We start from the raw sequence: 24660 nt of genomic DNA on the forward strand, positions 1-24660 counted from the left end.
GCCAGCCGTGCAACGCGTAACAATTACTTAAAGAATGAATGGAGTTTTTCTGTATGGGCCCATGGCTCGATAGCATCACCGGATGGCTCGGCGCCAATCCGCAGTGGCTGGCTGCAGCGGTATTCATCGTGGCATGCGTAGAGTGCCTGGCGATTGCCGGGCTGATCGTGCCGGGCACGGTGCTGTTGTTTGCCGTGGCAGTGCTCGCCGGCAGCGGCGCGCTGTCATTGAGCGAAACGCTGCTGCTGGGCTTTCTCGGCGGCATCCTCGGTGATCTGATTTCGTATTTCCTCGGCCGCCATTTCCACCAGAACATCCGCCGCCTCCCCGGGCTACGCCATCATCCGGAATGGATGGCCGGCGCCGAGTCGTACTTCCAGCGCTATGGCATCGCCAGTCTGCTGGTCGGGCGTTTCATCGGCCCACTGCGACCGATGCTGCCGATGGTCGCCGGGATGTGCGACATGCCCTTCCCGCGTTTCTTCGCCGTCAGTCTGCTGGCAGCTGCTGGCTGGAGTCTGGCTTATCTGTTGCCGGGCTGGGCCACGGGCGCAGCGTTCCGCTTGCCATTGCCTGAAGGGTTCTGGCTGGAGGCCGGGATCGTCGCCGCCAGCATCGCGGTAATGGTCGGCCTGAGCGTCAACAGCAGTGTGCGTCGCCATCGTCGCGCGACGATCTGGATCGGCAGCATGAGCCTGTTGATCCTGATCGGGCTGTTCATCGGCTATCCCTACCTCACCGCGCTCGACAACGGTGTGATGACTCTGGTGCAGGAGCATCGCCAGCCAGCGCTGGACGAAATCGCCGTGACGCTGACCCTGATCGGCGAATTCCGCAACATGCTTTTGTTCAGTGCCCTGCTCGTCGTGCTGTTGTTGCTGTGCAAGCAGTGGCGCCAGGCAGTGTTCGCCGGCGCCACCATGCTGATCACCGCCATGGCCAACACCGGAACCAAATACTTTTTCGCCCGAGTGCGCCCGGAAGTGCTCAGCGACCCATTGACCACGTACAGCATGCCAAGCGGCCATGCCTCCGGCGCGTTTGCCTTGTTCCTGACCCTGGGCGTGCTCGCCGGTCGTGGGCAGCCGCCGCGCATGCGCCTGACCTGGCTGTTGATAGCCTGCATCCCGGCACTCTCTATCGCTTTGTCGCGGGTCTATCTCGGCGCGCACTGGCCGACCGATATCCTCGCCGGCGCGATGCTCGCCAGTTGCGTCTGCGCCGGGATGTTGTGGTTGAGCCAACGGCAGACGTCCCTCAACCCGATGCCATTCAAGATCTGGTGGCTGATCCTGCCATCGATGATCGCGCTGTTCGGTTTCTTCGTGCTGCGTCATTTGCCTCATACACTGTTGCGCTACGCCTACTAAACATCGACATGCAAGCACTGTTTGTTTCGCGCCGCTCTTTCGGAAAACTCCGACAAGAGCGGCGTTAGTTGCCTACTTACTCTTTCCCCTGCCCGGTAAAACTTCCATTACTAAACCGGCACAACTCCCCGCCTGCAACAAATACAAAACTGACGTTACACAAACATCTGCAATCCCGCAGATAGTGCCTTTCATATTGTTTGAAAACCGTTAGATTGAACTAAGCAATTAATTTCCATGTTGTTCCAGCACAGTTACAAACGGACGCTGAAATTAAAATCTTGAAACTTCGTTAGTTCAGAGCTATTCAATGAGCCCCAAAATACCCCGTAAACCAACCGCGACAACGACTCACCCGTCTGAATTGAGCAACACTGCGCCGCGCCGTAACGAAACCTTGTATCTTGACGGCGTTCCCGACTTTTTTCGCAATACCGACCTTGCTGACCTGGCAACGCCAAACCGCACCGTCGATATGCACTTGCCCGGTCAAGCGGCGCAGTTACCGGCAGTGGAAATCTCGCAGATGCCCGCAACAGGCGCCGTTCTGCCGCAGGCTGAGAGAGTGAACAACTACTGGCTGTCCGAGGCTTTTCTACAGGGCATGAAACCGGCCGACGTCGACGGATTTCGCTGGGTCGTTGGCAGAAAATTCGCCGACGTAGACGTTGAGGGTGCGCTGCAAACCACCCATATCGGCCAGGATGAATCCGGTGCCTGGCGCAGCAAACTACTGACCGAACGGTTCCCCTCGGGCCCACGCCTGTACAAAAACACCGACAGCCCGACATGGCGCCTGACAGAACAGGTCGCGTCGAAACGCCCCGCCGTGAGCGCAAGCGAACAGCCCGACCAGGCATCTGCAGCCAAACGCCCGCGAGCGGTTTCTGCGCCGGTGCCTGTGGATCAACGCGTTTACCGCCCTTCGTGGCGCTCCCCGGACTCCCAGGGCTACCACGAGATGACACCGCTGCCCGGTGCGACAGATACCGCTATTCGATTTGCCCTGCGCGATGAGTTTGGCAATCTGATGCAGGTCGATGCACCAGTGGGCGGATTCGGCGCGCAGCCGGCTCACTTGAGGCAATGGACCGATCAACAGATCTGGCAACTCTATGGCTTGCATGGTCAGGACATCCCCCGCTTCCGGGCCGAAGCGCAAGCCTCTGGCCTCCCTCCGCCATGGGCCAGCCCCGCAAACACGAATAACCCGTTCACCGATTTGCTGCGCAATTTCCTGCGCTGGCTGCACCCGGCAATGACGCTGAAGGAACGCGAGACGTTTCTGCAGTCTTTCAACCTGCTACCGAATCAGCTGACACGTTTGCGCCGGGACCTGCAAACCCAGTTGGCGATCCCCTCTTGGGTACAGGCGCACAAGCGTTTGCTCGACGATGTCGACAACCCGCTACGCCTCGAGCAATTTGCCAGGGACGCAGTCGAGCAACTCAACCTCAAGCGCAACGCCCGCCATGATTGGTACCACCCCGAAAACAGCCTGGCGTTCGAGGTGCGTGAAGCCCTGCTGAAAAAACTCGGTTATCGGCGCAACAAGAACAATTGCCTGCACCGCACCGACATTCCGGCGCTGTTTCGCGGTGACGAACGCACACCGTTCGAGTTGGCCAGCGACGGCACCATGCTGCCGCGCTATCACCATGAACCCGGCGCCACTACGCACAAACCCATCAGCGCGACGTTCAGTCTCAATGAAGGCCAGATGTACGCCAGCGCGCCCGATCCCGAATACCTGCGGTTCAACAGCCAGACCCACAAGTATCCCGGGCGCGACGCGAGTGACAGCAGTTCGGAGAGCGGCGCGAGCGACGCCAGCGACTCCAGCAGCAGCGCTTCCTCCGACTGGTCGGATGGCGACAAGCCGATAGCGTGGGATCACGAGCGCGGCTATCGATCCGAGCGCACTCGGCAGACGGTCATGTTCCTGTACGCGCTGGACACACGTCACCTGGAGGTAGTCCCCCACGAAGAAAACATGATGTTCAATTCCGCCGCCCGTGCAACGCCGCCAACCTGGTTCCCCTCAGACGATTTTGAAGGGTTGATTTCGGTCACCCGCAGCGGCCTGGACGCCGAACGCATCTGGTTGCTCAACGCTGATCAGACCAAAGGCGCCAGAGTGACGGACATAAACGACATGGCCGGAGCCAGTGCCGGACGCATCGAAGCCGCGACCCATGCCGGGCAGGCCAATCATTTCCAATACGACGCGCTGATCGACAAGGTCGAAGCGGCGGCCCTGCCCATCCTCAGACTGTCCGGCAACAAGAACGAATTCGGTCATGACATCGTCTGGCCGTAAACCCGGGCATTGCCCGCACCACCGGTAAGGAAGCCGGTTTTTCATACACAACGTTAAAGGATTAAGACGTGTCGAAACTCATCGTACCTTCCGCACATGTTTCCAATGTGCGCCTGCTTCAAGTCATACCGATTGACGCCTCGGCCAATGCCCACGCACCGTCGCCAGGCAACCTCCAGGAATTGCCTTCTGCGGCAATCAGTAACGGCGCGGACGCCTCGCATCGACAGACACTGGAATCGCTCGACAAGCACTTCGGGCCCCTACGCATCGGCGAGGCCATGGTCAGCCGCGCCGAGCTGCAGGCGATGGGCGCAACGGTCAACGGTCAACCGATCAGCCCAGCGAACGCCGGAATGAAGGTTGCGGATCAGACATTGCTCGATGGGCTCAATTTCGACTCGGCGAAAGTCGAAACCCGATTGATGTCCGTCGACATTCCCGACAGCGCCACGGCCGCAATGCTGTTCTACGAAATAGCCTGCCAGCGCTCGATCGATGCGGGAGCGATGTTTGTCAGCAGTACCGCAATCGATCCTGGCAGTGCAGTGGACCGCCTCAACCAACTGGGCAAAGCCGCGCAGAAACTGGACATTCACCGGGTAGACGCGTTTGAAAACGCACCCGGCTGGGTCAACAAGAGCAAAAGTTATTTGATGAGCGGTGCCGGCGTCGGCCTGCAAGCCTTCGGCATCTACAGCGGTTACATGGCCATGATCGATGCGATCAGAAAGGGCGACAAACTCGAAGCGCTGTTCCAGGGCGGCTCCATTGCCGCCGAGTTCGGCTCGCTGATCATCGAACAAGGTCTGACGAAGACGGGGCAAGCGATGCTCACCAACGGCGGCAAGCTGTTCAAGTATTTTCCACTGACCTCGGTGGGCAAATTCATGAGCCGGGGCGCCGGGATGTTCGCCAGCGCGATTACCCTGCCGTTCGACATTATCGATGCGGTCAAATCGTTCAACGCAGCCGCCGCCTCATCGGGGAAAGTGGCGCAGGATCATTATGTCAGTGGAGCCCTGAGCGTGGCAGGGGCAGGCATCAGCCTGGTGCTCGGTGTCGCCGCGCTGGCCGGTTTCGGCAGCGTCGCCGGGCCGGTCGGGCTCGCGGCGGCAGCCGTATTGATTGCCGGTTCGATGATCTATCAGGCTGCGCGAGTTGTTGACGATATCGATGACTACATCGAACTGACCACGCTGGAGCGTTTGCGCTCGGGCTGGTTCGCCTTCACCGGTCAGGAGCTGGACACCGAAGTGATGGATCGCTTCAAACTTAGCAAAGGCTACGGCGATCATGAAAAACGCCTCGAGCTGTCGGCCAGAGAAATGCTTGAAGGCGCTTATAAGAACTCCATCGAACACGTGGTCAACGGCGCCTTCCGCACCAAGCTGCAGTCCGTCGAACTGTGGCGCTATCAGTGGGATGAAAGCGCCGGGCAGAAGCCGTTCAAACTCGACAGCCAGGCGGTGATCGTTGGTGCGGACGATGTAATCGATGCCGCCGATGGCTTGCCGGCAGACCTCAAAGGCAAGGTCAGCGGCAGCGCCGGCGATGGCAAGGGCGTGTTCTGGCGCCTGGGGGATGGCGATGACCGGATTGTCGGAGTCAAGGCCCAGTCCAATCTGTTCACTTACCGCGAGGGACACAAAGCCTTGACCGGCGGTGACCACACCGATGCGTTCTACCAGGAAGTCACGACTCAGGAGCTCGACCGCTGCGCCAAACCCGCGCACATCAACATTCTGGACGGCGGCGCTGGCGTCGATACCGTGGCGTTCGAAGGCAGCCGCCCGAACGAAGACACTCGCCACGTCGGTCATGACATCAACCTGCAGACCGGCAAGGTCTCGTTGCGCGGTCTGGATCCGGCGGCCGAAGGACTGGAAATCGCCCATCTGACTTCGATCGAGAACGCTTCGACGCTGCGCAAGGGCACCAGCCGCGTTACCGGCACCGACGCGGCCGAACAGATTTCCGCCAATGGCTACGACCGCATCAGCGCCGGTGGCGGCAACGACACCATTGCTGTTTTCGGGACTGAATGCGAGGTGGATGGCGGCAGCGGTGAAGACCGTTATTACATCGCCAATACCAACGCCCGCGCGACGATCATCGAAAACGCCGAGCACTCCAGCCGCGTCGAGTTCGGTTGGCCGCGCGCCCTCATTCAACGCTGGCAAATCATCGGCACGTCACTGGTGATCACCTCGCTGCGCGGCAGAGGATGGCAACGACCCCGATCACGTGCTGACCCTGGAGAACGTCTACCAGACAACTGACGGCCAACGCCATTTGAAAAATGCCCAGTGGCTGTTTCGCACTCAGGATGGCTATGAATTGCTGGCTCTGCTGCCCAAACAGCCTGGTCAAGCGCTGAGTCAGGATATCGAGGTCGCCGTCACCCTCAATGGTCAGCCAGCCCAGGCGCCGGCCATCGTCAATCGCGGTACGGTTACTCTGGACGCCCAGGCGCTGTCGCGACACTTTGTGGCACGCACGCCGCACAGGGTCGAATTCGTCGTCGGGTCCAGCGCAGCAGCCACGGAATGCAGTATCTACCTCGATTACAAGGCCAGCGAGATGGCAGAGGTCGAGATCAGTTATGACGTCGAAACTCGCCAAGGCGTGTCGGGCAATACGCACCTGACCTACAAAAATATCTGCCTGGCGCTGCTGCTGTCGTCCAAAAAGGTTGTCTTTAAAGGTGTGATCAAGACGATCGCCGCAGCCACCGGTTATGGCGGTCGAAATAGCTTGAAAGTGACCACGCCACTGCTGGCGCAAGACCTTGTGCTGATCATGCAGGACGAAGTCTCCTACCGCTTGCAGTTGCCGCAGCTGGATTATGCAGCCGATGCAAAGGCCCCTGGCTCCCGGCAGGTCAGTAGCCGAAGCTGGCTGAAACAGCGCAATGGAAGGTATCCCTTCACGCGGCCACTGGTCAGCGAAAAGCCGGAGCTGACCGACCGGCCCAGCAAAGTGCTGATCGAGTCCAGGCCCCACACAGGAGTTTATCTGCTGGAAGGCAAAAGCTCGACTTACGATATTCATCTGGTCAGCAACTGCATCGTTCGCCTGTCGACACCCGGTGCGGCGGCGAAAACCGCCAACGCCTCTACCTGGAACCTGTTCACTCAGGCCCTGAGCGAAACGGTGACGCGCGAAGATATCCAGCTCGATGGCAATCGTCTGCGCATCGCCAGCGTCACGGTCGAGTTGCCGGATATGGACGAGGACACGCCGGTGGAGTCCGTGAGTGTGGTGACCTCGGCCGGCCATATATATGAGGTTTCGCTGCTGTTTGAGGTATTGCAGTTGTACGTCATCGACGCTCGCCGTTACGCCAGCCTCTCGGCTCTGCACAGCGACATCGAACAACACAGACAGCGCAATGAACTGGCGGCACGGATTTACGTGACTCACATCGGATACAAGCCCGACACCGTCGGAACGGTGGTGTATCACTCGATACGTCGGTATTGGGGACTGACTGACGACCCGCAGGTACGAATCAATCCAGACGATTTGAACATCACGACAGATATTTGAGTGCGTTCAGCGCTTGCAACCCGATGCCCGCGCGGACAGAGATCGCGCGGGCACTCGATCGCCTCAGCCGATGGACAGGCTGATTCATAAAGAAGGAGTTTATTCATGCGACAAAAACCCGGACCTTTGCGCCCCTCACCGAACACCGAAACGCCCGCCACCTCGACAACCCGGCCGGCGTCCCCTGATCGTCCGATCGATCTGGACCTGCGCCTGCCCGGTCACATTCGAGCGGATGGCTCGAACGAGTTTTCGGGCATCGATACCATCGTTCCTTCCGCCAGCACCGCGGCATTGCGACCCGGCATAACTGTCACCCACATGCCCGACATGCAGATGCCGCCGCGCGGTCCTGCAAAATCGCCCCTTGAACCTTATGTACAAAACGTCAGTGCGGACTTGAGCCACGATGCGCAGGGTCTCAAAACTCACAAGGGTCGACAGTTCGCCGACATTGCCGACGATGACGGTTCTGCCGCCGGGCTGACGGTGATGGTTGCCTACCACGATCTGATCACGGCCTACCGGGCCAGATTGCCCGGCGAGCGGGGCCCCTCCGGGCCTCCTCTTTATCGACTCGCCGGCACCGATTTGTGGAGTTTGAACAAGCCCGTCGAGATGTACCCAGCGGATCGCTACGCCCTGCACCAGTGGGCCGCAGGGTCCTATTCCGCACCTGTCGCGAATGCACAAGGTTATTACGCAGTACATGAATGGAAGCAATTGCCGTCTCATGAGCGTTTGACCACACGAATGAATGTCGGCTTCGCATTCATGGGCAAGTCCGGCCACATGATCAAAGTCGACCCGAGCGAAGCTCGCGGGGACACTTCAGTGCCATTGAAGCTGGCGCACTGGACGGATGGCGAACTGTGGGATGTGTACAACCTGCGCGATGCAGAAATCCTCACCTTTCGCGCCGAGGCCGAGGCCCGAGGCGGTCCGCCGCACTGGGCAAGACGCAGAACTACCGAGGATCACCATAAATTCCTTCTGGACTCCATGAAGTGGTCTCACCCGCAGAAATCCCGCAGCGAATGTGCCGAACTTTTACGCAGCTACAACCTGAGCGTTGCTCAGCAGAAACGCCTGCGCACGGATATGGAAAACGGCTTCCCCGCATGGGCCGAAGCGCACAAAAGCCTGTCTCGGAACGTGCTGGACACCAAACGGTTCGAGCATATCGCCGAGGAGCTCGGCCCTTTCGCTCTCAAACTGCGCAATCACGGCGAGGGCCATGAGGGTGACTTACCGCCTGTCAATCAGCGTTACGAAGATGATTTTCTGCAAAGTTATCTGGAGCATGCCGGTTATAAACGCAACAGACATGACTATCTTTATCGCACGGACATTCCCGCCATGTTTCGCGCCGACTTGCGCACACCTTTTGAATTGGCCCGCGACAAACGGCTTGTAAAACTTCGCGGCAACCCTTCGGATTCCACCAGCAAACGCGCATTCAGCGCGACGTTCGCCCTGTCCGACGCCTTGAACTACATGGGGTTCGATTACTATTCCAACCCACGGCATTACAACAGTCAGGCCAATCGCTATCCCGGGCACTTTTCCGACAGTGACTCCTCCGGCGGGGACCGGCACAGTACCGACGGAGAATCGGATACATCGTTTGAAATGGATAACTCGCGCGACTATCCGTTGCGGCGGCGCAAACAGGTAAACGGCTTCCTCTACATCATCGATACCCGCGATATCGAAGTGGTCCCTCGCGTGGAAAATCTTTACTTCAACAACAGGGATTTTGATGGCGACAATCTGGAGGGCCGGATTTCCATGCCGACCCGTGGGATCAGTGCAGAAAGGATCTGGCTGGTGAATTCGGACCATAGCCTCGCGGCGCGCGTCGAGGATGTGTTTCGACAAGCTGGTGAGGATGCTGTGGATATCGAGACGTCGACTTGGGAAGGCACCGATCTCGATATGTGGTCGCGATCGACCCCCTATGATGGACTCATCGCAGGCGTGTCCCATTCGGGCGGGGTGGTATTGACGCTGCCTAAAGGCAGGGACACCGACGCCAACGACATCGTCTGGCCAGTACCCGAACATTACAGGCCCTGACACAAGGCGCCATTCACTCCAGAGTGAATGGCGCCTCTGATCAAACAGCCGCAGGACTCGGCTTGATTACCTTGATGACAAATCGCGCATATTTGTTATTGAATGCGTTGTGCCCCGTGGTATTAGGATCGACGTTCATAAAGGTGCTCATGCCTTCACTACTGTCACGATATATGCCTTTGTAACCTGGCTCGCTATTCAATCCAGCATAGACCGGCCCGGCCTCGATATGACTGAGAGAGGCCTTGTTCACGCCAAATGTACTCATTGAAAAGTAGTGTATCGGCGCACTGGTACTGGCCAGCAGCTTATGGGTTTTATCTTCGATGAATAACCGTGCGCCATCGAACGCTCCTGAATACACCACACTGATCGCATAATTTTCCCCGTGAGGAACGAAATTCAACAGCAGCGGTTGATGATCCTCGTGGTCGGCCACTGTGATGTGGCTGGCGACACGTAAATCCGCCAGCCCTACTTCAGCGTCGAGCTTTTCGCCTTGAGTAATCCGCGGAGCGCGCAGAATGTCTCGTAATCGTTGTTCATTGAGTATCACTGGCCGGCCATCCAGATAAAGGTTGGCCGTGAATGCTTTATTATTGATTGTTGCTGAAGACATGGAATCGCCTACCGGTAAATATTGAAAAAGACAAGTCATCAAACCGCATTCGCGGTTACTAACTTGGTGGCAGTAGCCGACATCTGCGGAATGTCGCTGGCCGGCACCTTTTCTATTTTTCGTTTACGTCGCGCGATGACCATCCGGTCGGCATAAGTTGTTGCTGCATCGATATGCTTACTGACGTTTTGATCGGCGCCGGCGTGCTTCAAAATATACTTGCCGGCAATATCGTCCCAGAAACCCCGTTCATCTTCATATAAAGTCATGATTTCATCCTTGTTGTTATCGAGTTACCCGACTCCTGCGGGCAACTCGAAAGTAAGACAAAGACAAAAGCAAAACAATGCTGGCAGACCGTAGTAGTTGCTTCAAAGTTAAACTAGGCGAACAACTCACCCTGCAACTCATCGAGCAATGCCTGAATCGCATCCAGCCGCTGCTGCGGATCGTCGAGTTGTAACAAATCGATCTTGTCTTCTTCGGCGAAGGGCAAGAGATAGGCAAGTTGATTGGCCAGCGCCTGTTGCCCGGCGGCTTCGGTGCCCATATTCAACGCTTCGACCATCGGGTGTTCGGCCAGTGCCTTGAGCAGCGCGACCAGATCGGCGTCCTCATCCTGCAACGGTTGCTCGGGCTCGTCGTCGAGCCACTCGACATCGGCGACAATCAACTGATCGCGCTGTACTTCGGTGCGCACCACCGTGAAACGGCGCCCGCCCTGCACACGAATGCCAAGCAGGCCGTTGTCCTGTTGCTGGAAATCGGTGATCCGCGCCTCGCACCCGACCATTGCGAAACCTTCTGGTGCCACACCGACTTCGCTGCCCTCCAGAATGCACACCACACCGAAGCCGACGCCTTGTTTCATGCAGCGGCCGATCATGTCGAGGTAGCGCGCCTCGAAGATCTGCAGATCGAGGTTGCAGCCAGGGAACAGCACCGTGTTCAGCGGAAAAAGCGGCAGACTCATAGACATTTCCTTACACCACCATCGACACCGCCAACGGCAGGAACACCGCCGTGGCCACGCCCATCAGACTCATCGCCAGCGCGGCGAACGCGCCGCACTCATCGTTTTCCTGCATCGCCACCGCCGTGCCGACCGCATGCGCTGTCATGCCCAGTGCCATGCCGCGCGCTTCGGGGCTGTGCACGCCGAGGCGCGTCAGCAGCGCCGGGCCGAAGATCGCGCCAATCACCCCGGTGATCAATACAAATACCGCTGCCAGCGCCGCCACGCCGCCGATCTGCTCGGCGACCAGCATGGCGATCGGCGAGGTCACCGACTTCGGCGCCATGGTCATCAGGATCATGTGATCGGCACCGAACCACCAGCCCAGCGCCACGCCCATACCTGTCGCCACCACCCCGCCTATCACCAGCGTAGTAAAAATCGGCCAGAACAATTGGCGGATGCGCCGCAGATTCAAATACAGCGGCACCGCCAGCGCCACCGTGGCCGGACCGAGCAGAATGCTCAGGATTTCGGTGCTCTTGCGGTATTCCGCGTAGGTCAGGCCGCAGCCGACCAGCACACCGATCACCAACAACATGGAGACCAGCACCGGTTGCAGAAAGATCCAGCGGGTTTTCTCGAACGCCGCCAGCACCAGTTGATAGGCACCGAGGGTGATGCCAATGCCGAACAGCGGATGATGAATCACCGACGCCCACGCGCCTTGCCAATCGAACAGCATCAGGACTCCTCCGCCGGCGGCGCGTGACGTTTGACCAGCCGCTGCATGAGCACGCCGGCAAAGGCCATCGACAGGATCAGCGAGACCACCAGCGCGCCGACGATCGCCCAGAAATCCGCAGCAATCGCCGTGGCATACACCATCACGCCCACCGCTGGCGGCACCAGCAGCAACGGCAGATAACGCAACAGGCTGCCCGCCGCCTGATTCAGCGGCTCGCCGACTTCACCGCGAATGATCAGGAACACCAGCAACAGCAGCAGCCCGATGATCGGCCCCGGCAATATCGGCAACAGCAAATGATTGAGCGCGGTGCCGAGCAATTGGAACAGCACCAGCAGGGTCAGGCCACGTAACAACATCCGACATCTCCGTCTTACATTTTCAGCCAGCAGGGGCTCGGCATTATAAGCATGCCGGCGCTATGGACCGGCATTCGCCAAAAGCATGGTCGGTTGACCTGAGCAAATCGCCATGATGATCTACAGTGGTTCGCAGGCCGGTCAAATCCGCCCCCTGAAAAACTATAAAACCGATGAACCCAAGGAGAGTCTCAATGCCCTATGTTCCCGTTGCAGAGCTCAAAGATTATGTCGGCAAGGAACTTGGACGTTCCCAATGGCTCACCATCGATCAGGAGCGCATCAACCTGTTCGCCGAAGCCACCGGTGATTTTCAGTTCATTCACGTCGATCCGGTCAAGGCCGCGCAAACCCCGTTTGGCAGCACGATCGCCCATGGTTTCCTGTCGCTGTCGCTGATGCCGAAGCTGATGGAAGACATCCTCGTGCTGCCCGAAGGCGTGAAGATGGTCGTCAACTATGGTCTGGACAGCGTGCGTTTCATCCAGCCGGTCAAGGTCAATTCGAAAGTCCGACTGAAGGTCGACATGGTCGAAGTCACCGAGAAAAAACCCGGCCAGTGGTTGCTCAAGGCTACCGCGACACTGGAGATAGAAGGCTCGGACAAACCGGCCTACATCGCCGAGCCGCTGTCACTCTGCTTCGTCTGATCATCCCGGATGCGAAGCAGCGCACGCTGTTTCGCGTCACGTCTGTATATATGCGACGCATAGCTGCGGCATACTCGGTCGCCTAACTGCCCGGATCCCGCTATGCGCTCAATCGCTCGACTTGCACCCCTTGCCCTGACCCTGATGCTCACCGCTTGCGGCGACGGCGAATCGCTGTTGCCGCCGGATGCGCGCCTGCCCGATGGCGGACGCTATCGCGGTGACTTGGTCGACGGCTTGCTGCAAGGTCAGGGCCGCGTCGACTACCCCAACGGCAGCTGGTACGCCGGGCAGTTCGACAAGGGGCAATGGCACGGGCAAGGCGAATGGCATGGCAGCAATGGCGAGGTCTATCGCGGCCAGTTCCAGCAAGGTCTGTTTGATGGCCAGGGCAGCCTGAGCACCAATGCCAGCAGTTACACCGGTGGTTTCAAGCAGGGCCGGCGCGATGGCGAAGGCACACTGAAAGAAAACGGCATGACCTATCGCGGCGAGTTCAAGGCTGACCAGTATTCCGGCCTCGGCCGTCTGGAAATGGACGACGGCAGCTCCTATCAAGGCCAGTTCGCCCACGGCAAACCCAACGGTGAAGGCCAGCGCGGCGATGCCAGCGGCAATTCGTTCACCGGCCATTTCGTCAATGGTCAACTGGAAGGCAACGGCACTTACAACAGCGCCGACGGCGATATCTACGTCGGCGGTTTCAAGAACAATCAACTGCACGGCAAGGGCCGCTACGAGAACGCCGACGGCGATGTCTGGCTCGGCCAGTTCAAGGAAGGCGCGCTGACCGGCAAGGGCGAACTGATCGGCGCCGACGGCAGCCATTACATCGGTGTGTTCAATGACTGGCGCTTCACCGGTCAGGGCCGCTTGAACCTCGCCGATGGCAGCTTCTACATCGGCGGCTTCGACAACGACAGCTATTCAGGACGCGGTACTTTGGTGCTGACCGATGGCAGCGTGCTCAGCGGCACCTGGATCAACGGCCAACGCGTGCGCGACGCCGACGGCAAATTGCTCCCCGACACCCTCGAACTCGGTTTGCTCGCCCAAGGTCGATTGCTGGACGACGCACTGGCGGCGATCCCCGCTTCGACTCCGGCAGTCGAGTTGTACACCCTGACCCTCGGCGGCGACGGCAAGCAAAGCGTGTTCCTGCGCGAATCCGACTACGTCGCCAACATGCTCAATACGCGCTTCGGCGCCTTCGGGCAGATTCGTCTGGTCAATCATCGTGATCATCTCGGCGACCGGCCGATGGCCACCCGGGAAAACCTGCGCCGCGCCGCGCAAGCCCTTGCCGAACGCAGCGGGCCGGAAGACCTGCTGTTCATTTATCTGACCAGCCACGGCACCGCCGAGCATGAACTGGTGCTCGATCAGCCGCGCATGGAACTGGCCGATCTGCCGGCCGATGAACTCGCCGCCGTGCTCGCGCCGCTGAAGCATCGCGACAAGGTCATCGTGATTTCTTCGTGCTATTCCGGCGGTTTCATCCCGGCGCTGAAGGACGAACGCACACTGATCATGACCGCCTCGCGCGCTGATCGGGTGTCGTTCGGTTGCTCGGAAGAAGCCAACTTCACTTACTTTGGCGACGCGCTGTTCGCCCAGGCGCTGAACCAGACTGATGATCTGGAGCAGGCTTTCAAACTGGCCAAAGCCACCGTCGCCGAACGTGAACTGGCCGACGGCTTCGAAGCCTCGGAGCCGCAGATCTGGGCGCCGAAAACCGTACTCTCACACTGGCAACTGCTGCGTAAACAGCAAGCGCGCAAAGCGTTGCAAAGTAGTGCATTGAACGACGCGGCGAAAAAAGGCAACTAAGCTGAACAGTATCAAGGGAGAGACACTATGTACTTGACGCCTCAGCACGTATTGCTTGCCGGAGCCACCGGACTGACCGGTGAACATCTGCTCGACCGTTTGCTCAACGAGCCAACCATTACCCGTGTCCTCGCCCCTTCACGCCGGCCGCTGGCCGAGCATCCGCATCTGGAAAACCCGGTCGGCGACCCGCAGGCGTTTCTGCCGCAACTCAGCGGCCGGGTCGATATTGCCTACTGCTGCCTCGGCACGACGATCAAGCAGGCCGGCTCCGAAGAAGCCTTTCGCGCAGTCGATCTGGACATGGTCGTGGCGTTTGCCAAACGCGCACGGGAGATGGGCGCGCGACACCTGATCGTGATCAGTGCGATTGGCGCCGATCCGAACTCCTCGGTGTTCTACAACCGCATCAAAGGCGAAATGGAACAGGCATTGCGCGCGCAGGACTGGCCGCAACTGACCATCTGCCGGCCTTCGCTGCTGCTCGGCGAACGCACCGAACCGCGTCTGGTCGAGCAACTGGCAGGGCCCTTGTCGAAGCTGATTCCGGGGAAATACCACGGCATCGAAGCGTGCCAACTGGCACGAGCGATGTGGCGCCTGGCGTTGGAAGAACAGGATGGCGTGCGGGTGATCGAATCGGATGAGCTGCGCAAGTTAGGCAAATAATTCCGGGACTTTCAGAACCAAAAGATCGCAGCCTTCGGCAGCTGCTACAGGGGAATAGGGTCTTCTGTAGGAGGTGCCGAAGGCTGCGATCTTTTGACCTTTACAATCCACCAGTTGCCTGGAATCCGACGCCAATCACGGTGAGCAACGACAACGGCAACAACAACGTATCGAGCAGCGCACTGGCCGGCAGGTCTACTCCGGGATAGCTCGGCGCCTCGGCACCAAATCGGTCCATCGCACAGCACCCGCCATTCAGTGCATACAAATCCAGCCGCGTGCCGGCATACACCACCGGTGCGCCGGGTTTCGCCGCATCCAGAGTGCGCGCGGTGGCACACCCGCTCAATTGCAGCGCCAGCACAATCACCAGCAGCTTATTCATCGCTGCTCAGGTGGTGCTCGCCCCATCGCGGCAGCATGTCCTGCGGGATACCGAGCAGATTGAGAATCCGCGCCACGACAAAGTCGATCAGATCATCAATGGTCTGCGGTTGGTGATAGAAGCCCGGAGAGGCCGGCAAAATGGTCACGCCCAGATTCGACAGCTTGAGCATGTGCTCCAGATGAATGCTCGAATACGGTGCCTCGCGCGGCACCAGAATCAACTGGCGGCGCTCCTTCAGCGTGACATCGGCCGCGCGTTCGATCAGGTTGTTGCAGGCGCCGGTGGCAATCGCCGACAGCGTGCCGGTCGAACACGGCACCACCACCATGGCTGCAGGCGCGCCGGAACCCGAAGCCACCGGCGACATCCAGTCTTCCTTGCCGTACACGCGAATCTGCCCGGCGGCGGCGCCGGTGTACTCGGTCAAGAACGCCTGCATCATCTGCGGCTTGTTCGGCAGGGAAACGTCAGTCTCGGTGGCCATCACCAATAGCGCGGCTTTGGAAATCAGGAAGTGCACTTCGCGATCTTCGCGCACCAGGCAATCGAGCAGGCGCAAGCCGTACTGCGCGCCGGAGGCGCCGGTCATCGCCAGGGTAATGCGTTCCGGGCCGCCGGCCTGGGAAAAAGTGTTCATTGCAGCGCCTCGGCAAGCTTGCCGTGCAGGCCGCCGAAGCCGCCGTTGCTCATGATCACTACGTGCGTGCCGGGCTGTGCCTGGCTCTTCACCCGTTCAATGATGCCTTCCAGCGAATCGCTGACAATCGACGGCACCGTGCACAACGCAGCAGTGGCGCCAAGGTCCCAACCGAGATTGGCCGGGGCATACCAGATCACCTGATCGGCATCGACCACGCTGTCCGGCAAACCGTCACGGTGGGCGCCGAGTTTCATCGAATTGGAGCGCGGCTCGATGATCGCAATCAGTGGTGCGTCGCCGATGCGTTTGCGCAGGCCATCGAGGGTAGTGGCGATGGCGGTCGGGTGGTGGGCGAAGTCGTCATAAATGGTGATGCCGCGCACTTCAGCGACCTTCTCCATACGGCGTTTGACGTTCTTGAACGCGCTCAACCCAGCGATGCCCATCGACGGCACCACGCCAACGTGACGCGCCGCGGCCAGCGCGGCCAAGGCATTGGCGACGTTGTGTTGACCGGTCAATTCCCACTCGACGGTGCCCTGGGACACGCCTTCGAACATGACTTCGAACGCCGAGCCATCCTCGCTCAGCAGCTTGACCTGCCACTGACCGCCGGCGCCGGTGGTTTGCACCGGGGTCCAGCAACCCATCTCGATCACGCGCTGCAACGCTGGCTCGGTGGTCGGGTGGATGACCAGCCCTTCGCTCGGGATGGTTCGCACCAAGTGGTGAAACTGACGCTCGATGGCTGGCAGATCGGGGAAGATGTCAGCGTGATCAAACTCAAGGTTATTCAGGATCGCGGTGCGCGGACGGTAGTGGACAAACTTCGAGCGCTTGTCGAAAAAGGCGCTGTCGTATTCGTCAGCCTCGATGACAAAGAACGGCGTGCCGCCCAGGCGCGCCGACACCGAGAAATTCTGCGGCACGCCGCCGATCAGGAAACCCGGGCTCATGCCGGCATGTTCCAGCACCCAGGCGAGCATGCTGCTGGTGGTGGTCTTGCCGTGCGTACCGGCCACGGCCAGCACCCAGCGACCTTGCAGCACATGGTCAGCCAGCCACTGCGGGCCGGAGACGTACGGCAGGCCTTTGTTCAGCACATATTCCACTGCCGGGTTGCCACGGGACATGGCATTGCCGATCACCACCAGATCCGGCGCCGGATCGAGCTGCGCCGGGTCATAACCCTGCGTCAGCTGAATGCCCTGGGCCTCGAGCTGCGTGCTCATCGGCGGATAGACGTTGGCGTCGGAGCCGGTGACGTGATGGCCCAGCTCTTTGGCCAACACCGCCATCGAGCCCATGAAAGTCCCGCAGATACCCAGAATATGAATGTGCATAGTCGACCTCGTAAAACATCGCCGCAGGTTAGCGTAGGGAGGGGGAAATGGCACCTTGTGTTTCGACTTTACCGAAGTCTTCGCGAGCAGGCTCGCTCCCACAAGGTTGACGTCAACCCTGTGGGAGCGAGCCTGCTCGCGAATGGTGTGACGCGGTTCAGCGGGCGATCCCGTGTTTGCGCAACTTTCTATAAAGGGTGTTGCGGCTTACGCCAAGTTGCTGCGCGGTATGGGTCATATGCCAGCGCGTCTGCTTAAGCGCATTGAGCAATGCGACACGCTCGGCGTCGTCCAACGGCTGCGCGGCAATCTGCGCAGGCGCAGCCGCCGGCCGCGCCTGTCGAATCATCACAGGCAAATCCTCAATCCCGATCCGGCCGTCATCACACAACGCCGCCAGCGTACGCAGGACATTGCGCAACTGCCGCACGTTGCCCGGCCAATTGAACGCCAGCAATGCGCCCCTCGCCGGTTCGTCGATCAGGATGGTTTCGCCTCCAGCCTCCTCGGCCAGCAGAAAATCCAGCAACTGCGATTTATCACTGCGCTCACGCAACGCCGGTAGCGCCACTTCCAAGCCGTTCAAGCGGTAATAGAGGTCCTCGCGAAAGCTGCCGTCCTCGACCCGCTCGAGCAAATTGCGGTGCGTCGCACTGATGATGCGCACGTCCACCGCTTGCGGCTCGCCGCCAATCGGCACCACTTGCCGATCTTCCAGCACACGCAGCAAGCGCGTCTGCAACGCCAGTGGCATGTCACCGATTTCGTCGAGGAACAAAGTCCCGCCATCGGCCTGTTGCAGCTTGCCGCGCATGCCGTCCTTGCGCGCGCCGGTGAAGCTGCCGCCGCGATAGCCGAACAGTTCGCTCTCGATCAGGCTTTCCGGAATGGCCGCGCAGTTGAGTGCGACGAAAGCGTTGCCGCAGCGCTGGCTGGCGTGGTGCACAGCCTTGGCGAACGCTTCCTTGCCCGAGCCGGTTTCGCCGTTGATCAACAGCGGCACGTCGCGCTCGAACACGCGCAGGGCTTTGCGAAATTCCGCCTGCAACGCCTCATCGCCGAGGCAGATGCCGGACAGGCGTGGCGCTGGAGCAGCGATTGGCGTTGGAGCAATGGCTGTCGGCTTGCGTGATTCGCCGCGCAACACGGCAAACAGATGCCGGCCATCACGGGTGCGCAGCGGCCAACTGGCGCTGGCGTTGGCACTCGCCCGCCCTAGCAGGTCATCCAGCGAACAATCGAAAAACGCTTCCACCGGTTTACCGAGCAAACCACCGCGAATATGCCCGAGCAGGTTCAACGCGCTCTGGTTGACTGCACTGATCCGCCCTTCGCCGTCGAACGCCAGCAGCCCTTCGCTGAACAGGCCAACGGACTCGGCCTGCAGGTGAAAACGCAGCAGCCATTGATTGTCGAAACAGCGCAGGAAGTAGCAACTCTCGATCATCTTCGCCGACAGATTGACCAGTGCCATGGTGTGGAACTGGCTCTGCCGTGAGACGTCCGGCCGTGCCGAGGACACATCAAGTACCGCCAGCAACTCACCGTGCGGGTCGAACACCGGGCTCGCCGAGCAGGTCAGCCCGGTATGGCGGCCGCGAAAGTGTTCGTCCTGGTGAATGGTCAGCGCCTGACGCTCGACCAGGCAGGTGCCGATGCCGTTGGTGCCTTCGCAGGCTTCGCTCCAGTCGGCGCCGAGCCAGAGCCCGGCGCGCTCGAAAATCTTCCGTTCGGCCGGCGCGGTGACGCAATTGAGGATCACACCGCGCGCGTCAGTCAGCAGCACCGCGTGGCCGGCGCCGGAGAGTTGCTGATGCAGGCTGCTCATCTCGGTGCCGGCGATTTGCAGCACTTGTTGCAGACGTTCGCGACTTTCCAGCACCCGGCCATGCTCGAGCACGGTCGGCGCCATGGTCACAGAAGGATCGAGGTGATAGTCCTCAAGGCAACGCAGCCACGAACGGGCGATCGATGGATCGGCGCCGGGGCCGTGCACGTGCGGTTTGCCCTGGGTGACGGTGAGAACCTGGCGGGCATGGCGACTCAAATGGTTGTCGTGCATTTCTTATTGTTCTCCCCGAGAGGTCGACGCAATCCCGTGTAGGGGCTGCCTAAGGCTCGGGCCGCGATCTTTTGATCTTGATCTTGAAAACAAAGTCAAAAGATCGCAGCCTGCGGCAGCTCCTACGCGGCCGCTCCTACAGGGATTGCTGTTGGCTGAGGATCCCTCAGTCACCCGCGCATTGCAATGCTGGCAAGACCGTCCGGTCACGGGCTGTCCCGCAAGCGGTACAAATTGTCACGCAGGCTGTACCGAAACCGTCACAGCGCCACTCCATTCGTCCGAGACAAACCGGCCAAGCCCTTGATTTGCCTGCGCTGTACGGCAGTGGCCCGGCCCTTGCTCTACGCTTATAGCAAGCGCACTTGCGCGTTTCTCTAATAAGTACAAAGCCAAGGAGAACATCATCATGCGTTACGCCCACCCCGGTACTGACGGCGCCAAAGTCTCGTTCAAGAGCAAGTACGGCAACTACATTGGCGGCAAGTTCGTCGCGCCGGTCAAAGGTCAGTACTTCACCAATACCTCGCCAGTGAATGGCCAGCCAATCGCCGAATTCCCCCGCTCCACCGCCGAAGACATCGATAAGGCGCTGGACGCTGCTCACGCCGCCGCCGATGCGTGGGGCGCCACTTCCGTGCAGGCACGCTCGCTGATCCTGCTGAAAATCGCCGACCGCATCGAAGAAAACCTCGAACTGCTGGCGATCACCGAAACCTGGGACAACGGCAAAGCCATCCGCGAAACCCTAAACGCCGACATCCCGCTGGCCGCTGACCATTTTCGCTACTTCGCCGGCTGCCTGCGCGCCCAGGAAGGCAGTGCTGCGGAAATCGATGGCAACACCGTGGCCTATCACATTCATGAACCGCTGGGCGTGGTCGGCCAGATCATCCCGTGGAACTTCCCGCTGCTGATGGCCGCGTGGAAACTCGCGCCAGCACTGGCCGCCGGTAACTGCGTGGTGCTCAAACCTGCCGAGCAAACGCCGCTGGGCATCTGCGTGCTGATGGATCTGATCGGCGACCTGCTGCCGCCGGGCGTGCTCAACGTCGTGCAGGGCTTCGGCAAAGAAGCCGGCGAAGCACTGGCGACCAGCAAACGCATCGCCAAAATTGCCTTCACCGGCTCGACCCCGGTCGGCTCGCACATCATGAAATGCGCGGCGGAAAACATCATTCCATCGACCGTGGAACTGGGCGGCAAGTCGCCGAACATCTTCTTCGAAGACATCATGCAGGCCGAGCCGAGCTTTATCGAAAAGGCTGCCGAAGGTCTGGTGCTGGCGTTCTTCAACCAGGGCGAAGTGTGCACCTGCCCTTCCCGCGCACTGGTGCAGGAATCGATCTACGACGAATTCATGCAGGCAGTGATGAAGAAAGTCAGCCAGATCAGACGCGGCGACCCGCTGGACACCGACACCATGGTCGGTGCCCAGGCATCCGAGCAGCAATTCGACAAGATCCTCTCGTACCTGGAAATCGCCAAGGGCGAAGGCGCGGAGTTGCTGACCGGTGGCAAGGTGGAAAAACTCGAGGGCAGCCTGGCCACCGGTTATTACATCCAGCCGACCCTGCTCAAGGGCACCAACAAGATGCGCGTGTTCCAGGAAGAAATCTTCGGCCCGGTAGTGAGCATCACCACCTTCAAGGACGAAGCCGAAGCCCTGGCGATCGCCAACGACACCGAGTTCGGCCTCGGCGCCGGTCTGTGGACCCGCGACATCAACCGCGCCTACCGCATGGGCCGGGCGATCAAGGCCGGTCGCGTGTGGACCAACTGCTACCACCTTTATCCGGCGCATGCCGCGTTCGGCGGTTACAAGAAGTCCGGCGTCGGGCGTGAAACCCACAAGATGATGCTCGACCATTACCAGCAGACCAAGAACCTGCTGGTGAGCTACGACATCAATCCGCTGGGATTCTTCTGATCCGGACGGGGTGAGGCAGGTGTTTCCTGCTTCGCCCTCTGGATTGTCTTCGCGAGCAGGCTCGCTCCCACAGGTGATTCATGGGCGTACGCAATCCCCTGTGGAAGCGGGCTTGCTCGCGAAGGCGGTCATACCTTCAATATCCAAGTCACCGACACACCGCTTTCGCGAGCAAGCCCGCTCCCACCGGGGTAATGCGCCACTCCAGCGAACAGGTTGGATAAAAACAATAAAAACAGGTAACTGCTTATGCCAAGCGATCATGCAAATCCGCAACCGGCAACTTCTTCCGTCGACTTCGAAAAAGTCGGCTCCGACTACTTCCAACAACGCGAACTGAAAAAAGGTGCCGCCGGCTGGGTCCTGCTGGTCGGCCTCGGCGTTGCCTACGTGATCTCCGGCGACTACGCCGGCTGGAACTTCGGCCTCGCCCAGGGTGGCTGGGGCGGCATGTTTCTGGCCACGCTGCTGATGGCGACCATGTACCTGTGCATGTGCTTTTCCCTCGCCGAACTGTCCTCGATGATTCCCACCGCCGGCGGCGGCTACGGTTTCGCCCGCAGTGCTTTCGGGCCCTGGGGCGGGTTTCTCACCGGCACGGCGATTCTGATCGAATATGCCATCGCCCCCGCTGCCATCGCGGTGTTCATCGGTGCCTATTGCGAGTCGCTGTTCGGCATTGGCGGCTGGATGATTTATCTGGCGTTCTACATCGTCTTCATCGCCATCCACATTTTCGGGGTCGGCGAAGCGCTCAAGCTGATGTTCATCATTACCGCCGTCGCCGCGCTGGCGCTGGGGGTGTTTCTGGTGGCGATGGTGCCGCACTTCGACGTCGCCAACCTGCTCGACATCCCGGTGACCTCTGCGGTCGGCGCCAGTCCGTTTCTGCCGTTCGGCTATGTCGGCGTATGGGCGGCGATTCCCTATGCGATCTGGTTTTTCCTCGCCGTCGAAGGCGTGCCGCTGGCCGCTGAAGAAACCAAGAATCCCAAGCGCGATCTGCCGCGTGGCCTGATCGGGGCGATGCTGGTGCTACTGATGTTCGCCCTGCTGATCCTGATCGTTGGCCCCGGCGGCGCGGGCGCCAATTCGCTGCTGACCTCCGGCAACCCGCTGGTCGAAGCACTGAGCAAAGCCTACGGCGGCTCGACGTGGATGGGCAGCTTCGTCAACCTCGTCGGTCTGGCCGGACTGATCGCCAGTTTCTTCTCGATCATCTACGCCTACTCGCGGCAGATCTTTGCGCTGTCGCGGGCCGGTTACCTGCCGCGCAAACTGTCGCAGACCAACAAGAGCAAGGCGCCGGTGCTGGCACTGGTGATTCCCGGCGTCATCGGCTTTGGTCTGTCGCTGACCGGCCAGGGCGATTTGCTGATTCTGGTCGCGGTGTTCGGCGCTACCATTTCCTATGTGCTGATGATGGCCGCGCACATCACCCTGCGCATCCGTCGCCCCAAAATGGACCGGCCGTACCGCACGCCGGGCGGCATTTTCACTTCGGGCGTGGCGCTGGTGTTGGCCTGCATCGCCGTGGTGGCGGGTTTCCTCGTCGATCCACGGGTGGTGATCGGCGCCGCGATCATCTATGGAGTGTTAATTGCTTACTTTGCTTTCTACAGTCGGCATCACTTGGTAGCAGGCACGCCGGAAGAAGAATTCGCGGCGATTCAAAAAGCTGAACAAGCCTTGCACTGATTGTCGAAAACCACGGCGCAGAGGCATTCTGCGCCGTCACGGAGAACGCTGAATGGCCAGTTTTGCTCACACGGTCGGCGCGCAGACTTACCGCTTCGACAGCCTCAAAGACGTCATGGCCAAGGCCAGCCCCGCCCGCTCGGGGGATTTTCTCGCCGAGATCGCCGCGCTCAACGACGGCGAGCGGGTAGCCGCGCAAATGGCCCTGGCGGACATCCCGCTCACCCACTTCCTGCAAGAAGCGCTGATTCCCTACGAAGCCGATGAAGTCACCCGGCTGATCATCGACACCCACGACAAACAAGCCTTCGCCGTGGTCAGCCACCTCACCGTTGGCGGCTTTCGCGACTGGCTGCTCAGTGATGCGGCGGACGAAACCAGTCTGCGTGCCCTCGCCCCCGGCCTGACCCCGGAAATGGTCGCCGCCGTGTCGAAGATCATGCGCGTGCAGGATCTGGTGCTGGTCGCGCAGAAAATCCGCGTGGTCACCCAATTTCGCGGCACCCTCGGTTTGCGCGGGCGCCTGTCGACCCGCCTGCAACCCAACCACCCGACCGACGAGCCGTCCGGCATTGCCGCGAGCATTCTCGACGGCCTGCTCTACGGCAACGGCGATGCGATGATCGGGGTCAACCCGGCCACCGACAGCATTGCTTCGATCTGCGCGATGCTGGAGATGCTCGACGCGATCATCCAGCGCTACGACATTCCCACCCAGGCCTGCGTGCTGACCCACGTCACCACCTCGATCGAGGCGATGAACCGTGGCGTGCCGCTGGATCTGGTGTTCCAGTCGATTGCCGGCACTGAAGCAGCCAATGCCAGTTTCGGCATCAACCTCAATGTTTTGCAGGAAGGCTACGACGCCGGGCTCAGTCTCAAGCGCGGCACCCTCGGGCAGAACCTGATGTATTTCGAAACCGGTCAGGGCAGCGCGCTGTCGGCCAACGCCCACCACGGCGTCGATCAACAGACCTGCGAGACAAGGGCCTACGCGGTGGCGCGACATTTCAAGCCGTTCCTGGTGAACACCGTCGTAGGATTTATCGGCCCGGAATACCTCTACAACGGCAAACAGATCATCCGCGCCGGTCTTGAAGATCATTTCTGCGGCAAGTTGCTCGGCGTGCCGATGGGTTGCGACATCTGCTACACCAACCATGCCGAAGCCGATCAGGACGATATGGACACCCTGCTGACGTTGCTCGGCGTTGCCGGCATCAACTTCATCATGGGCATCCCCGGCTCCGACGACATCATGCTCAATTACCAGACCACTTCGTTTCACGACGCCTTGTACGCCCGCCAGACCCTGGGCCTGAAACCGGCGCCGGAGTTCGAACAGTGGCTGGCGAACATGGGCATCTTCACCCAGGCGGACGGCAAGGTTCGCTTCGGCAACAACCTGCCGCCGGCGTTCCGCCAGGCCTTGGCGCACTTGGGATAAG

General features: G+C 60.1%; 20 protein-coding genes. 11 read left to right on the forward strand and 9 right to left on the reverse strand.

All coding sequences use genetic code 11. The features are described 5' to 3' along the window. The first annotated feature begins 53 nt into the window (after nucleotides 1-53). From AB4N53_RS16215 to AB4N53_RS16235, 5 genes are all read left to right on the forward strand, one after another. Nucleotides 54-1370 (forward strand): bifunctional DedA family/phosphatase PAP2 family protein, encoded by a 1317-nt coding sequence (locus AB4N53_RS16215; protein WP_460121683.1) that lies wholly within the window; start codon nucleotides 54-56, stop codon nucleotides 1368-1370. A 310-nt stretch (nucleotides 1371-1680) separates the two neighbouring features. Next, nucleotides 1681-3690, forward strand: a complete 2010-nt coding sequence (locus tag AB4N53_RS16220; RefSeq protein WP_460121685.1) for a hypothetical protein — start codon at nucleotides 1681-1683, stop codon at nucleotides 3688-3690. Nucleotides 3691-3758: 68 nt separating this feature from the next. After that, entirely contained in the window at nucleotides 3759-5972 is a 2214-nt protein-coding gene (locus tag AB4N53_RS16225; protein ID WP_460145053.1) for a hypothetical protein, read from the forward strand. Between the two features lie 58 nt (nucleotides 5973-6030). Then, nucleotides 6031-7242 carry a hypothetical protein gene (locus tag AB4N53_RS16230; RefSeq protein ID WP_460145055.1) on the forward strand — a complete coding sequence of 404 codons (1212 nt, stop codon included), beginning with the start codon at nucleotides 6031-6033 and terminating at the stop codon, nucleotides 7240-7242. A gap of 105 nt (nucleotides 7243-7347) precedes the next feature. Next, nucleotides 7348-9321, forward strand: coding sequence for a hypothetical protein (locus AB4N53_RS16235; RefSeq protein ID WP_460121689.1), 1974 nt, complete (start codon nucleotides 7348-7350; stop codon nucleotides 9319-9321). A 40-nt stretch (nucleotides 9322-9361) separates the two neighbouring features. Here AB4N53_RS16235 and AB4N53_RS16240 read toward each other — a convergent pair whose 3' ends face one another. The 5 genes from AB4N53_RS16240 to AB4N53_RS16260 all read right to left on the reverse strand — a co-directional run bounded on the left by AB4N53_RS16240 (nucleotide 9362) and on the right by AB4N53_RS16260 (nucleotide 12002). Further along, complete coding sequence (locus AB4N53_RS16240) at nucleotides 9362-9940, reverse strand: hypothetical protein (protein ID WP_460121691.1); 579 nt, start codon at nucleotides 9938-9940, stop codon at nucleotides 9362-9364. 38 nt (nucleotides 9941-9978) lie between these two features. Beyond that, entirely contained in the window at nucleotides 9979-10209 is a 231-nt protein-coding gene (locus tag AB4N53_RS16245) for a hypothetical protein (RefSeq protein WP_460121693.1), read from the reverse strand. 113 nt (nucleotides 10210-10322) lie between these two features. Continuing rightward, nucleotides 10323-10913 (reverse strand): LON peptidase substrate-binding domain-containing protein, encoded by a 591-nt coding sequence (locus AB4N53_RS16250; protein ID WP_460121695.1) that lies wholly within the window; start codon nucleotides 10911-10913, stop codon nucleotides 10323-10325. Between the two features lie 10 nt (nucleotides 10914-10923). Further along, the gene (locus AB4N53_RS16255) at nucleotides 10924-11640 is read right to left on the reverse strand and encodes an LrgB family protein (protein WP_016773013.1); all 717 of its coding nucleotides are present in this window, start codon (nucleotides 11638-11640) and stop codon (nucleotides 10924-10926) included. Next, a complete protein-coding gene (locus tag AB4N53_RS16260) occupies nucleotides 11640-12002 on the reverse strand; it encodes a CidA/LrgA family protein (RefSeq protein ID WP_016773012.1) in 363 nt (120 codons plus the stop codon). Before AB4N53_RS16260 ends, AB4N53_RS16255 begins: the two co-directional genes overlap by 1 nt. 194 nt (nucleotides 12003-12196) lie before the next feature. Between AB4N53_RS16260 and AB4N53_RS16265 the strand changes: the two genes are divergently transcribed. The 3 genes from AB4N53_RS16265 (at nucleotide 12197) to AB4N53_RS16275 (ending at nucleotide 15151) form a co-directional block, all read left to right on the forward strand. Continuing rightward, nucleotides 12197-12652: a MaoC family dehydratase gene (locus tag AB4N53_RS16265; protein ID WP_150638401.1), complete on the forward strand. Its 456-nt coding sequence runs from the start codon at nucleotides 12197-12199 to the stop codon at nucleotides 12650-12652. A gap of 102 nt (nucleotides 12653-12754) precedes the next feature. Further along, the gene (locus tag AB4N53_RS16270) at nucleotides 12755-14482 is read left to right on the forward strand and encodes a C13 family peptidase (RefSeq protein ID WP_460121698.1); all 1728 of its coding nucleotides are present in this window, start codon (nucleotides 12755-12757) and stop codon (nucleotides 14480-14482) included. Between the two features lie 27 nt (nucleotides 14483-14509). After that, entirely contained in the window at nucleotides 14510-15151 is a 642-nt protein-coding gene (locus AB4N53_RS16275; protein ID WP_460121700.1) for an oxidoreductase, read from the forward strand. Between the two features lie 100 nt (nucleotides 15152-15251). Here AB4N53_RS16275 and AB4N53_RS16280 read toward each other — a convergent pair whose 3' ends face one another. The 4 genes from AB4N53_RS16280 to AB4N53_RS16295 all read right to left on the reverse strand — a co-directional run bounded on the left by AB4N53_RS16280 (nucleotide 15252) and on the right by AB4N53_RS16295 (nucleotide 19584). Continuing rightward, a complete protein-coding gene (locus AB4N53_RS16280; RefSeq protein ID WP_460121702.1) occupies nucleotides 15252-15536 on the reverse strand; it encodes a YceK/YidQ family lipoprotein in 285 nt (94 codons plus the stop codon). Further along, a complete protein-coding gene (ubiX, locus tag AB4N53_RS16285; RefSeq protein WP_460121704.1) occupies nucleotides 15529-16176 on the reverse strand; it encodes a flavin prenyltransferase UbiX in 648 nt (215 codons plus the stop codon). The genes AB4N53_RS16280 and ubiX overlap by 8 nt, the downstream gene beginning before the upstream one ends. Beyond that, nucleotides 16173-17522 (reverse strand): UDP-N-acetylmuramate:L-alanyl-gamma-D-glutamyl-meso-diaminopimelate ligase, encoded by a 1350-nt coding sequence (gene mpl, locus AB4N53_RS16290; protein WP_016773007.1) that lies wholly within the window; start codon nucleotides 17520-17522, stop codon nucleotides 16173-16175. Before mpl ends, ubiX begins: the two co-directional genes overlap by 4 nt. Nucleotides 17523-17679: 157 nt before the next feature. Beyond that, nucleotides 17680-19584 carry a sigma-54-dependent Fis family transcriptional regulator gene (locus tag AB4N53_RS16295; protein ID WP_460121706.1) on the reverse strand — a complete coding sequence of 635 codons (1905 nt, stop codon included), beginning with the start codon at nucleotides 19582-19584 and terminating at the stop codon, nucleotides 17680-17682. Between the two features lie 409 nt (nucleotides 19585-19993). Between AB4N53_RS16295 and exaC the strand changes: the two genes are divergently transcribed. The 3 genes from exaC to AB4N53_RS16310 all read left to right on the forward strand — a co-directional run bounded on the left by exaC (nucleotide 19994) and on the right by AB4N53_RS16310 (nucleotide 24659). Further along, entirely contained in the window at nucleotides 19994-21514 is a 1521-nt protein-coding gene (gene exaC / locus AB4N53_RS16300; RefSeq protein ID WP_460121708.1) for an acetaldehyde dehydrogenase ExaC, read from the forward strand. Nucleotides 21515-21763: 249 nt separating this feature from the next. Continuing rightward, nucleotides 21764-23212 carry an ethanolamine permease gene (gene eat, locus AB4N53_RS16305; protein ID WP_460121710.1) on the forward strand — a complete coding sequence of 483 codons (1449 nt, stop codon included), beginning with the start codon at nucleotides 21764-21766 and terminating at the stop codon, nucleotides 23210-23212. A gap of 52 nt (nucleotides 23213-23264) precedes the next feature. Then, the gene (locus AB4N53_RS16310; protein ID WP_460121712.1) at nucleotides 23265-24659 is read left to right on the forward strand and encodes an ethanolamine ammonia-lyase subunit EutB; all 1395 of its coding nucleotides are present in this window, start codon (nucleotides 23265-23267) and stop codon (nucleotides 24657-24659) included. The last annotated feature ends 1 nt before the right edge of the window (nucleotide 24660 follow it).

It is taken from the genome of Pseudomonas sp. H3_E04, from assembly GCF_054668915.1.